The organism is Acinetobacter sp. NyZ410 (genome assembly GCF_022828975.1).
Lineage (GTDB): Bacteria > Pseudomonadota > Gammaproteobacteria > Pseudomonadales > Moraxellaceae > Acinetobacter > Acinetobacter guillouiae.
On the sequence record NZ_CP094620.1, the window covers coordinates 4,141,409 to 4,154,552 of the forward strand.

General features: G+C 40.1%; 10 protein-coding genes. 3 read left to right on the forward strand and 7 right to left on the reverse strand.

Annotation, left to right across the window (positions count from 1 at the left end; all coding sequences use genetic code 11):
* Positions 1 to 16: 16 nt before the first annotated feature.
* The 6 genes from MTO68_RS19545 to MTO68_RS19570 form a co-directional block, all read right to left on the reverse strand.
* On the reverse strand, positions 17 to 1,012 hold the full coding sequence (locus MTO68_RS19545; protein ID WP_244014029.1) for a DUF2804 domain-containing protein: 996 nt from the start codon (positions 1,010 to 1,012) through the stop codon (positions 17 to 19).
* A gap of 214 nt (positions 1,013 to 1,226) precedes the next feature.
* Positions 1,227 to 1,604: a DUF805 domain-containing protein gene (locus MTO68_RS19550; protein ID WP_244014031.1), complete on the reverse strand. Its 378-nt coding sequence runs from the start codon at positions 1,602 to 1,604 to the stop codon at positions 1,227 to 1,229.
* Between the two features lie 219 nt (positions 1,605 to 1,823).
* A complete protein-coding gene (locus tag MTO68_RS19555; protein ID WP_244014033.1) occupies positions 1,824 to 3,956 on the reverse strand; it encodes a 3-hydroxyacyl-CoA dehydrogenase NAD-binding domain-containing protein in 2,133 nt (710 codons plus the stop codon).
* Positions 3,957 to 3,967: 11 nt separating this feature from the next.
* Positions 3,968 to 5,173 carry an acetyl-CoA C-acetyltransferase gene (locus MTO68_RS19560; protein ID WP_004817769.1) on the reverse strand — a complete coding sequence of 402 codons (1,206 nt, stop codon included), beginning with the start codon at positions 5,171 to 5,173 and terminating at the stop codon, positions 3,968 to 3,970.
* 153 nt (positions 5,174 to 5,326) lie between these two features.
* Positions 5,327 to 5,833 carry a GNAT family N-acetyltransferase gene (locus MTO68_RS19565; RefSeq protein WP_244014035.1) on the reverse strand — a complete coding sequence of 169 codons (507 nt, stop codon included), beginning with the start codon at positions 5,831 to 5,833 and terminating at the stop codon, positions 5,327 to 5,329.
* 229 nt (positions 5,834 to 6,062) lie between these two features.
* Positions 6,063 to 7,073, reverse strand: coding sequence for an AraC family transcriptional regulator (locus MTO68_RS19570; RefSeq protein WP_004724010.1), 1,011 nt, complete (start codon positions 7,071 to 7,073; stop codon positions 6,063 to 6,065).
* Between the two features lie 211 nt (positions 7,074 to 7,284).
* Between MTO68_RS19570 and MTO68_RS19575 the strand changes: the two genes are divergently transcribed.
* The 3 genes from MTO68_RS19575 to MTO68_RS19585 all read left to right on the forward strand — a co-directional run bounded on the left by MTO68_RS19575 (position 7,285) and on the right by MTO68_RS19585 (position 12,576).
* Positions 7,285 to 8,403, forward strand: a complete 1,119-nt coding sequence (locus tag MTO68_RS19575; protein ID WP_034614632.1) for a CaiB/BaiF CoA-transferase family protein — start codon at positions 7,285 to 7,287, stop codon at positions 8,401 to 8,403.
* A gap of 378 nt (positions 8,404 to 8,781) precedes the next feature.
* Positions 8,782 to 10,035: a carbohydrate porin gene (locus tag MTO68_RS19580; protein ID WP_239044905.1), complete on the forward strand. Its 1,254-nt coding sequence runs from the start codon at positions 8,782 to 8,784 to the stop codon at positions 10,033 to 10,035.
* Positions 10,036 to 10,188: 153 nt separating this feature from the next.
* Positions 10,189 to 12,576, forward strand: coding sequence for a glucose/quinate/shikimate family membrane-bound PQQ-dependent dehydrogenase (locus MTO68_RS19585; RefSeq protein ID WP_004817779.1), 2,388 nt, complete (start codon positions 10,189 to 10,191; stop codon positions 12,574 to 12,576).
* A 162-nt stretch (positions 12,577 to 12,738) separates the two neighbouring features.
* On the opposite strand, the gene MTO68_RS19590 is transcribed toward MTO68_RS19585, so the two are convergent.
* Entirely contained in the window at positions 12,739 to 13,143 is a 405-nt protein-coding gene (locus MTO68_RS19590; protein WP_004817781.1) for an NUDIX domain-containing protein, read from the reverse strand.
* Position 13,144: the final 1 nt, after the last annotated feature.

The window sequence follows — 13,144 nt, forward strand, 5'->3', positions numbered from 1 at the left end:
TTAAATAAGAACAGCCTTACCATTTCGCGTAATGCTGTTCCAACAAGCCATAGGCTTGATCTAACTGAATACACTCACCCACTTCAGATTCGACCGTACCACTAATGCGTGATTGCCATTGGCTAAACTGACTCCCCACCAAACGTAAATTTAAGTTTTCAAATCTCCGCCAGCCGGTTTCTACTGTCAGATTTAATTTCTGGTCTAAAGAGCGAATTGACCACAGGTTTGCATCTAACTTTTCAAACAGTACATCGGCAACTGCATATAGAACACCATTGACCCAAAGACAATTTTCATTGCCAAAACTCTCATTTACACCCGAAGCGAGGTTTAAGCCTATACGGTTTCCTTGCGTATCCCAAAAGTTACACGATAACCAAAACCATGCTGTTTCGGGTCTTAGAAATCCACAGGTGTCATCGAGAGATGCCAAAGTTTTTTCATTAAAATCTATACGTGCTTTGTCTTTACTGATAAAAAAGCCTTCTACAGCCAAGGTGGTTTTCTTTTGCGTATAAGTCCAACCATTAATACCATTGGGACTGCATAAGCTTAAAGGTTCCGTTCCTGCACAAAAAATGCGGGCTTTTAACTGCTCTTCACCATTTCGAGTTGCCCGTATATAACGCACACCATTGGCATGTTGCATTTCAAATTCAAAAGGTGATTTATTAAAGTGACTTTGGCTATACAAAGGCTGCTCATCTAAGCTTGTCCCTCGCCCTAAGATCGTATTGGCATTCCATTCTAAAACTTCATTCGTTGAATGGTCATAGACATAAATAAAGCCATGTCCTGCCCAACCAATATCGGCAATTGCGATACCGATAGAATAGTGTTCATGCTGGATACCACAAAATTTAAACTTTTTATATTTTAAATGTTTACGCCAACCTGTTAATACTTTGCCATACGGGGTTTTGTAGATATATTGATTAACATTAATCTTACTCGGCACATCTTTAAAACGCCCATAACGGGGTTGACCATTGCTTTGTATTAAATCCATGTGAATTCCCAATCCTTTTATAAGGGAAGTATTAGACTTTAGTCGGTCCTTCGATTATTGCTATTTTTTCAAATTTAGCAACACCATCACACACCAAATCAATCCACTTTTATCATGATCTAACCTTTAGCGCATTCGTTCGATAGATAAAATATAACCTTGATTTAATTCATAAAAAATAGGGCGAATGCCCTATTTTTTTAATCTGCAAAAATCACTTTGCAGGACCACCCCACTGATTTGTTTCAGGTTTGGTATCTGAAGCTAACCAGTAAATTAAAACAAAAGCACCAAAAGGAACAAAAGCAATCAAGTACCACCAACCTGTTCTTCCCGTATCATGTAAACGTCGAGCAGCAGCTGAAATTGAAGGCACGATCAGCGCTAATGCACTAATAAAATACAATACAGATGGTTTCTTAAAAATGATTGAGTCAATAATTGCTGCAATGATCAGCACAGCAAACTGTACCAATACAAAGAACCAATATTCTTTACGGCGAGCACGCCTAGAAAAATTGGCATAATTACTTAAACATTTTTTAAACCAATCAATCGCATTATATTGATCTTCGGTTTTATTTTGTGACATTGCTTTTCTCTCTTTATTTTATAAGTGTTACTGACATTTTTTGTACTAAAGCTGTAGCCAGATATTAACTGGTTTTGCATATTTTTCATACACTTTTATTCTGTAAAAAGCAAAATCTATTCGAAAAAAGAAAGAGGTCCTTGACCTCTTTCTGTGCAAATCATTGTCTAATCTATGCTTGAGACATTCATCTACAATTTTTAAAGCAATATATAAAAATCAGATAATCTTTCCATGCGGAATTTGATCAATTAACTTTTGCGGTGCTTTAAAACGTTCGCCATATTTTGCTTCAAGCGAGTTCGCTCGAAGCAAAGCTTTTTCTAAACCATACTGATTTAAGAATTGAATCGCACCACCCGTCCACGGTGCAAAGCCAATACCAAAAATTGAACCGATATTGGCATCAATCACAGATTCCAAGACATGTTCTTCATAACAACGTAAGGTATCTAAAGCCTGAACAAATAGGAAACGGTCAATCATTTCTTGTTCAGAAATATCAACATCTTTCTTCCAGTGGCTCAAGCCATCCCAAAGATGCTTTTTGCCACCTTCAGGATACTCATAGAAACCAGCACCCGCAGCCTTGCCTTTACGTTCAAAGGTGTGAATCATGGTTTCAATAACATCATCAGCACCTGAAAGCGGTAAATCCTTACCTTCAGCCTGAAGGGCTTTACGAGTTTCTTTGGCCACATGCTCAGAAAGCGTTAATGCCACTTCATCTTGAATCGCCAATGGGCCAACAGGCATACCTGCTTTTAGTGCTGCCATCTCAATACGTGCAGGATGTACACCCTCGTGCAATAAGCGTAGACCTTCTTGCACAAATGTACCAAACACACGGCTAGTGAAGAAACCACGGCTATCATTGACCACAATTGGCGTTTTGCCAATTTGTTGCACATAGTCATAGGCTTTTGCTAAGGTTTCAGCAGAGGTATTTTTACCTTTGATGATTTCAACCAGTTGCATTTTATCGACAGGACTAAAGAAATGTAGACCAATAAAATGCCTATCATCTTTAGAGGCTTTGGCTAAACCCGTGATTGGTAATGTTGATGTATTTGACGCCATGACACCATTATTGGCAAGAAATTGTTCCGCTTCTTGAGTCACTTTGGCTTTTAATTCTTGATTTTCAAATACAGCTTCGATAATCAAATCACAGCCTTTTAAGTCTTCTGCAGATGCTGTTGCAGTAATTAAACTTAAAACTTGATCACGCTTTTCCGCGCTCATACGACCTTGCGAAACACGTTTATCCAATAGTTTTTGGCTATAGGCTTTACCCTTTTCAGCATTTTCCACAGAGACATCTTTTAGCACAACTTGAATGCCTTTGATTGCTGTCGAATATGCAATACCCGCGCCCATCATGCCTGCACCAAGTACGCCCACTTTGGTCGCTTGCCACTTGGCAATATTTTTAGGACGACTTGCACCTGCTTTAATTGCATTCAAACCATGCCAGAATGTTCCAATCATATTCTTGGCAACTTGCCCTGTTGCAAGATAAGTAAAGTAACGCCCCTCTATACGGAAAGCGGTATCTACATCAACTTGGGCACCTTCAACTGCAGCGGCCATGATCGCTTCAGGCGCTGGATAACAGCCCTTGGTTTTATCACGCAACATTGCAGGTGCAATTGCCAGAATCTGAGCAACCGCAGGTGTTTTAGGATCGCCACCCGGAATTTTATAACCTTTCACATCATAAGGCTGTTGAGATTTTGGATTGGCTTTGATCCAAGCAATCGCTTTGTTCAGCATGTCTTGCTCGCTATCCGCAAGCTCATTGACTAAACCTAGAGACTTGGCTTTATCTACCCCAAATTGCTTACCTTCCATAAGGAATGGGAATGCATTTTGTAAACCCAGCAGGCGCACCATACGCACCACACCACCGCCACCGGGAAGTAAGCCCAGTGTTACTTCTGGTAAACCTAATTTGGTTTTAGGATCATTTAAAGCAATACGATAATGGCAACTTAAAGCAATTTCCCAACCACCACCTAGCGCTGTACCATTAATCGCCGCAACCACAGGAACACCTAAAGTATCAATCGTACGAAGATCACCTTTTAGCTTGGCAGTCATATTAAAGAATTCAGTGGCATGTTCTGGCGTTGCCTCAATCAGCTCATCCAGATCACCGCCGGCAAAAAAAGTTTTTTTCGCAGAACGATAAATCACACCTTTTAAATCTGTTTCAGATTTAAGCTTGGACACAACATTTTCTAAAGCCACACGAAAATCAGCATTCATGGTATTTGCAGACTGGTTTGGAGAATCCATCGTTAAAATAACAATGCCATCCGCATTTTTTTCATATTGAATTGCACTCATTATTATTCTCCTTATACCAACTCAATAATGGTCGCAATACCCATGCCACCACCTACACACAATGTTGCTAGACCACGTTTTTTACCCTGACGTTCTAATTCATCAAGCAGCGTACCAAGAATCATTGCCCCTGTTGCGCCCAATGGGTGCCCCATTGCAATCGCGCCCCCATTTACATTGACTTTTTCAGCTGGAACTTTAAGTTCAGTCATAAAACGCATCACCACAGATGCAAAGGCTTCATTTACTTCAAAGAGATCAATATCATCTATGCTGAGACCTGCTTTTGCCAGTGCTTTACGCGCAGCAGGTGCAGGGCCTGTGAGCATAATGGTTGGATCTGTTCCAACCAATGCTGTTGCTAACACTTTTGCACGAGGTTTTAAACCTTGCTCTTTGACTGCTTTTTCAGAAGCAATGAGTACTACGGCAGCACCATCTACGATGCCTGATGAGTTTCCAGCATGATGTACATGGTTAATTTTTTGTGCTTCTGGATATTGTTGTAATGCAATCGCATCAAAGCCCATTCCACCCATCATTTCAAAACTTGGATTAAGTTTTGCCAAGCCTTCAGCAGTTGTACTTGGTTTAATGAATTCATCTTTTTCAAGAATCGTAACACCAGCTTTATCTTTCACTGCAACCACGGACTGATCAAAGCGTCCCGCTGCCTGTGCAGCAGCAGCTTTACGTTGTGAGTTGGCAGCAAACTCATCCACATCTGTACGACTATAACCGTCGAGCGTAGCAATTAAGTCCGCGCCAATCCCTTGAGGAACAAAATGTGATTTTAAATTTGTTTCAGGATCCAGTGCCCAAGGCCCACCATCAGAACCCATTGGAATACGTGACATAGACTCTACGCCACCAGCAACAACAATATCTTCCCAGCCTGAACGTACTTTTTGTGCAGCCATATTGACAGCTTCAAGACCTGAAGCACAGAAACGGTTGATTTGCACACCGGCAACATCATTGTCCCAACCTGCCGCAATTGCAGCAGTTTTAGCAATATCACCGCCTTGATCGGCAATTGGTGTTACACAACCCAGTACGATATCGTCTACTTTTGAAGTATCAAGCTGATGACGATCTTTCAATTCATTGAGCAATGTGGTTAATAATGTAATTGGTTTCACTTCATACAGTGAACCATCTTTTTTTCCTTTTCCGCGTGGTGTGCGAATGGCATCAATGATGTAAGCCTCGCTCATAGCTGTTCCTTCTTATGACTTCTAGGTTGTTATCTGCTTTGAGTGTACGTTATAAAGTTGAGAGTTCAATGACGAGAACGAAATAGTCAATTGATATTTTTTGTCAATTGGCTGGTTCGTTCTGAATGGCAAAACGAAAACAAATCACGTATTTCAATTAAGTGCCAATCTCATTGCACATCTGCTGTTACGAGAAAAACCACATGCAACTTCATGCTCAAGATAGAGAGGCATCTCAAGCGCATTGATCTTTTCAAAGCCTAATTTTTCATAAAATGGTCGATTCCAAATCACATCATGAAAGGTGGTTAAGGTCACAGCATCACAGCCCTCTCCCTGAGCAGTAGCAATCACATATTCAATCAATTGCCGACCAATCCCTTGTTTTTGAAATGCGCCACTCACATCTAACTCGATAATATATAAATCAAGCGCTTGTCTTTCTGCATATAAAAAACCTGTAGCTTGATTCTTTTGATTAATCGCGACAAATGCATAAGCAGAAGAAATCAATTGTAAGTGATCTTGTGCTGACAATACGGGGCTTTCGACAAGCCAAGATAACTCGGGAATACTTGAAAATGCTTGTGTAGCAGATTTTTCTATTTCGATCAGTTGCGCTATATCTGAGGGATCAATTTTTCTAATCAAACATGTCATCTATATATCCAGTCAAAAATATTTTAAATAGCATCTGTCTATTTATTTAAATCAAACTCACTGTTTAAATCAGATCAGAATTAGGCAGGTACACTATCAAATAACTCGCTTACGCTTTATCGCTTATATCTTACAAGAAATTTTAGCTGAAATGATCAGGCATAAAAAAGCCCAAGTATCACTTGGGCTTAGGATCAGCAAAAATACTTTTAAATTCATCTATGTCGAATTAATGATAACCATGCAATTGACGATAAAGCCCTGGGGTAACCCCTGTCCATTTTTTAAATGCGCGATGGAAGGTACTGGTTTCACTAAAGCCCACTTGTTGTGCTACATCTTCCAAGGTTAAATCTGGATTTAATAACAAATGAATTGCAGCATCTCGACGTAAGGCATCTTTAACACCTTGGTAACTCTTACCTTCTGCAGCTAAACGGCGGCGCAAGGTTTGTGGTGATAAATACAACATTGAGGCCACATCATTTAAGGTTGGCATTTCTTCACCAATTTGACTCTTTAAGACTTCACGAATACGCGAAGTTAAAGAATTGGTATTTTTGAATTTCACCAAAAGCTGAGCAGGCGCAGCTTTTAAAAACTCTTCTAAACTTGCTTCATCCTGACGAATCGGTAAATCCAAATAGTCTGCGGCAAAAGTAATTTCAGTACGTGGCATATCAAATTGCATCACAGGTGCAAAGAACAGCGCATCATACTCATCTGCATGATTTGGACGCGGGTAACCAAAATGTACCCGTTCTAAAGGAATACGTCGTTCAATTAACCATGAAGCTAAACCATGCCAAATCATCAACATACTTTCAGTAATAAAATGATCAGGATCCATAGTTTTTGGAATCAATGGCACTAAACGCGCTTCATGTTTATCACGTTCAACCGCGACCGACCATTCGTCCCCAAATAATTTATAAAATTGTGATGATAACTCTAAAGCATCACCCAAAGTTTTAGCGTGGATAATCAATTGGCACATGATGGCAAAAGATCCCAAACGACGAGGTTGGATATCAAAGCCAACATGTTCATCTTGGGTCACCATCCACAGCATTTTCACAAAACGTGTATATTGCTCTGGTGAAATACGTGCTTTAGGTTGGCGAAGTAATTCTGCTTCTATGCCAACATGTGAAAGTAAGGTGTCAACGTCCATTCCTAGACGCTTCACACCTGTTAAGGCGGCATTCACAAAATGGATACTGATCGTATCACGACTCATGGTAAATCCTTCACTCTCTTTGATGTTCACTAACAATTGACCTAAATGACGCTAAAAAATGTTTTATTGGCGATTTACAACAGTGCAGATCACCTTTTTACATCATAAATTGCCGAAATGATCAAGGTAAATGGCTGAACATGACATTGTTTTGTTAATTTTATATTTCTATTATGGGTGTAAAATCAAGACAGTATTGGTAAAAACAATTATGACAACTGCTTTAAAGGGATTGAAAGTACTCGATTTTTCCACTTTATTACCCGGTCCATTTGCAACTTTATACCTTGCAGACCTAGGTGCAGAAGTGATCCATATTGAATCGCCAACGCGTCCAGATCTGGTGCGCTTGTTCCCGCCTTATGCCAATGGACAAGCGACTTCACACAGTTATCTCAACCGAAATAAACAATCCGTCACTTTAGATTTAAAAGATCCTGCCAGCATTGAACAAGTTAAACAGAAGATTTCTGAGTTTGATATTGTCGTTGAACAATTTCGTCCGGGGGTAATGCAACGTTTGGGTTTGGATTATCAAACATTGGCTGAAATTAACCCACGTTTAATTTACTGTTCAATTACGGGTTATGGCCAAACAGGCTCATATAAAGATAAAGCTGGACATGATATTAACTATATTGCCCTGTCTGGTATCGCGGGACACTGTGGTCGCCAAGACAGTGGACCACCGCCGATGGGGATTCAAATCGCAGATGTGGCAGGTGGTTCCTTACATGCTGTCATCGGTATTCTTGCTGCTGTAGTTGAACGCCAAAATAGTGGTCTGGGACAATATATTGATATTTCCATGACCGATTGTGTGGTTGGACTCAATAATATGGCAGCCGCAGCCAGTTTGGCTGGTGGTCAACAGCAGCAACGTGAATCAGAACAACTTAATGGCGGGACCTTTTATGATTATTATGAAACGGCCGATGCTCGTTACTTATCTATTGGTAGCTTAGAGCCACAATTTATGACTGGACTGGCAAGCGCGTTAGAATTGCCAATCCTTCTACAAAAAGGTGCTTCTTTCGATACTGAAGATCGTCAAATGGTCAAGCAAGCGATTCGAGATAAAATTAAAAGTAAAAATCTGGCTGAATGGAATCAACTGTTTGAACAACTGGACGTTTGCGTAGAACCGGTACTGAGTTTAGATGAAGCACTGCAATCCCAAATTTCTCAACAACGTAATTGGGTGGTCAATGTGCCATTGAAGCCTAATTCTGATCAAACTGAACCTCAGTTAGCCTGTCCAATTAAGTTTTCAAGATCACAAATGCAATATCACTATATTGGCCAACAACTGGGTGAAGGGACATGGTAATTGCCCATTTAATACAACACAATTCAAGTTAAATAAAATTACAATTCTGTCATCTTCTTTACAATTTGTATAATTTGTAACCTCAGCATCCTGTGTAATCTTAATTCTAAATAGGTTACACAGGTAAGCTGATCTTTTCAGATCAATTTTAATCCATGGTTTTTTAATTAATTTTTAAATAAAATTTAGTGGTTTAAAAACAATAGATTAAATTGACCAAAAACAGCCATAAAGCAAATATTCATTTATTAAAAAATTATCACCATGAGATAAAATACTCACATTAATTACAATTAAAAGTCAAAAATAATAGATTTTTATACAAATATGAGAGTATTATAAATAATTAGTTACAAAGTGTTATCAAGGTCACCAAATATGAATAAATCTAAAGGTCACTTTTATTGGGCTATCAGCTTATTATCTTTATGTAGTTCTTTTCAAAGTGCTCATGCAGCTCAAGCATTTAATGCAGAAAGCCCATGGATGTTTGGTGATTGGAACGGAAAAAGAACCGAGCTCCAACAAAAAGGTTATGACTTCAGCTTCGGCTATACCGGCGAATTAGCCACCTTATTAGATTCAAAAAACCATTCGAGCCATGGCACTGAGTATGCAGATCAGTTTGCGATTGGTAGTCATATAGACTTGGAAAAAGTGCTTGGATGGAAAGACACTGAAGCCCAAATCACCATCACTGAACGTAATGGTCGTTCATTGTCGCAAACCTCTGATGCCCTTGCAGGACAACTCAGTTCAACCCAAGAAGTTTGGGGCCGTGGTCAAACTTGGCGCTTAACTGATTTTTGGATTAAGAAAAAATTCTTTGATCAAAAACTAGATATTAAAGTGGGCCGTTTTGGCGAAGGCGAGGATTTTAACAGCTTTGACTGTGATTTTCAAAACCTTGCACTTTGTGGCTCTCAAGTGGGTAACTGGGTAGGCGACCAATGGTATAACTGGCCTGTTAGCCAATGGGCTGCGCGGGTTAAATATAACATCCAACCTGATTTATATGCTCAAGTCGGTGCTTATGAATACAATCCTGAAAACTTAGAACGTGGCAAGGGGTTTAACTTAAGTACAGACGGTTCACGTGGTGCAATTATTCCTGCGGAAGTGGTTTGGCAACCAAAACTCAGTGCTGCAAAATTACCAGGCGAATATCGTTTGGGCTATTACTACAGTACTGTCGATGCACAACGCATTAAAAATCCGAATGAAACAGATCATAAACAAGGTGGATGGCTGGTTGCCAAGCAGCAACTTACAGCACATCACGGTGATGCACGTCGTGGCTTAACGGGTTTCATTAATTTAACCCTTCATGACTCAGACACAAACACTGTCGACAATATGCAAAATATTGGATTGGTCTATAAAGGTCCTTTCGATGCGCGTCCTCAAGATGATGTCGCCATTGGTTTTTCTCGTATCAGCATCAACAATGATGTGAACAACACTCAAATTCGTCAACAAGATGAAGAGTACAACACTGAAATTTACTACGGTGTACATGCAACAAATTGGCTGACGATCCGTCCAAATGTGCAATATATTCGCCATGTTGGTGCATATAAAGATGGTGAAAATGCATGGGTTGGCGGTATTAAATTCCAAACTGCATTCTAGTGTTATAGATCATAAATATTTCGATGCCATTTTAACCCTTTCTCTCCCCTCGCATCGAAATATTTAAAATCTAAAAATTTAAACAATGTGCTTCATCAATCCTCAATGGAAAGGTAAAGCGTAAAAAATTAATCAAATAGATAGGTGGTCAATATGCAAACTCCATCTTCAGGACTCAGAACCCTAACAGTTGTGATTGCAATTGTTTTCGGTGTAGTTCTATTAGGCGGCGGAGTATGGCTGGCAGTACTGGGTGGGTCTTGGTACTACATCATTGCCGGGATACTTTTCATTGCAACAGCAATCTTATTACGCAAATTAAATAGTTCTGCTTTATACGTTTATGCAGCATTAGTACTCGGCACAGTTGTCTGGGGACTATGGGAAGTCGGTTCAGACTTCTTCGCGCTTGCACCGCGTTTAGATATTTTAGGTGTGTTTGGCTTATGGCTACTCATTCCAGCAGTAACACGTGGTTTCGATGCCAAAGGTGCTAAAATTGCACTTTCAGGTACATTGGCGATCACCATTGCGGTTATGGCTTATTCTATCTTTAATGATCCACAAGAAATTCGTGGGACTTTAACCAGTAAACAGCCAACGCCAGCAGCGATTGACGGTATTGCGGATGCAGACTGGCCGGCTTATGGTCGGACTCAATCCGGTTTACGTTATTCTCCGTTGAACCAAATCAACTCAGAGAACGTTAAAGATCTTAAAGTTGCTTGGACCTATCGTACAGGTGAATTCAAGACTGAAAATGATTCAGGCGAAACAACCAATCAGGTCACACCGATTAAAATCGGGAATAACATGTACCTGTGTACCACCCATCAAAAATTGGTTTCTCTTGATCCTTCTACTGGTAAAGAGAAATGGGTATTTGATCCAAAACTCAAAGCTGATAATACCTTCCAACATTTAACTTGTCGTGGTGTTTCTTATTACGATGCAGATAATACCGTTGGTTTCGCAGCAAGTTTACAAGCGAAAAAATCTTCGTCTACCGAATGCCCGCGTAAAGTTATTTTACCAGTCAATGATGGTCGTATCGTTGCGGTAAATGCTGAAACAGGTAAAGCATGTTCTGACTTCGGTCATAACGGTGAAGTTGATTTACAAAAGGACATGCCATTCCCTTATCCGGGTGGTTATATTCCAACATCACCACCTGTTGTCACAGGCACCACAATTATCATTGGTGGTTCAACGACAGATAACTATTCTACTCAAGAGCCTTCTGGTGTTATCCGTGGTTATGATGTAAATACAGGTGCATTGCTTTGGGTATTTGACACAGGTGCTGAAAATCCAAATCAGATTCCGGGTCCTGGTCAGAAATATGTCCAAAACTCACCGAATGCATGGGCTCCACTTGCATATGATGCAAAACTCGATATCGTTTATGTACCAACAGGTGTAGGTACGCCAGATATTTGGGGGGGTAACCGCACAAAACTGCATGAACGTTATGCAAACTCAATGTTAGCAATCAATGCAACAACGGGTAAATTGATCTGGAACTTCCAAACAACTCACCATGATTTATGGGATATGGATGTACCATCACAACCAACCTTAGCGGATATCAAAGATAAAACTGGGCAAACTGTTCCAGCAATCTATGTATTGACTAAAACAGGTAATGCCTTTGTTTTAGACCGCCGTAACGGTAAAGCAATTGTACCGATTAACGAACGTCCAGTACCACAAAGTGTAAAGCGTGGTCCGCAAACTAAAGGTGAATTCTATTCTCCAACACAGCCGTTCTCAGACTTTAACTTAGCACCTCAAGAAAAATTAACGGATAAACAAATGTGGGGCGCAACCATGTTTGACCAGTTAATTTGTCGTGTGTCATTCCACAAGTTAAATTATGACGGTATTTATACCCCACCTTCAGAAAACGGAACTTTAGTTTTCCCTGGTAACTTGGGTGTATTTGAATGGGGTGGTTTATCACTTAACCCTGATCGTCAAATCGCAGTTATGAATCCAATTGGCCTACCTTTTGTCAGTCGATTGATTCCTGCTGATCCGAACCGTAAACAAACAGCCAAAGGTGCAGGTACAGAAGCGGGTGTTCAACCTATGTATGGCGTTCCTTACGGTGTTGAAATCAGTGCATTCCTTTCACCATTTGGCTTACCATGTAAACAACCTGCATGGGGTTATGTTGCTGGTGTAGATTTGAAAACGCATGATGTTGCTTGGAAACGTCGTATTGGTACAATTCGTGACAGTATGCCGGGTATTCCATTGCCACCATTTAAAATGGGTGTGCCAATGTTAGGTGGTTCGATCTCAACTGCGGGTAATGTGATGTTCATTGGTGCGACTCAAGATGATTACATCCGAGCAATCAATGTCAGCAATGGTGATGAGCTGTGGAAAGGTCGTCTACCTGCGGGTGGGCAAGCAACACCGATGACCTATGAAAGCAATGGTAAACAATACGTTGTGATCATGGCGGGTGGTCACGGTTCATTTGGTACCAAAATGGGTGACTCAATCGTTGCTTATGCATTACCAGATAAATAATTTTAAATTGAGGTAAATAAAAAACAGGTCTTGATGACCTGTTTTTTATTGCTTTATCTAAACCCATACCCTTGTATAAAAGTGAATCTGCTTTTTGGATGAGACGGATGTTCTATCCCCCGTTTGATCGCGATATCCATATCACCGTGCGATAACCAATCCTTAAAATGCCCTGCTCTTTACCTGACCATCAAAATGAAAACAATCTTCTATACGAATTTTTTGCACAGCTGAAAGTTGCTCAAAGTCAAACCATCGATACTCAGAATGCTCATCACTTAAATTGATTGGCTGATCGTTCTGCAATGTACACCTAAACATAAATGCGTGGGAATTTACTGCAGAATGATAATAAACCCCTGATAAATATTCGATCAAAACTTCGCAGCCTAATTCTTCTTGGCACTCACGAATCAGCGCCTCATGCACTGTTTCACCTTGATCCAATCCACCACCCGGTAAACCCCATGCACAATCAGCATAAGTCGCTTTCAATAACAAGACTTGTCTATTTTCATTAAAAATCACAGCGTGCGAACTCAAACGATAAAAATCATGAAATCCCATT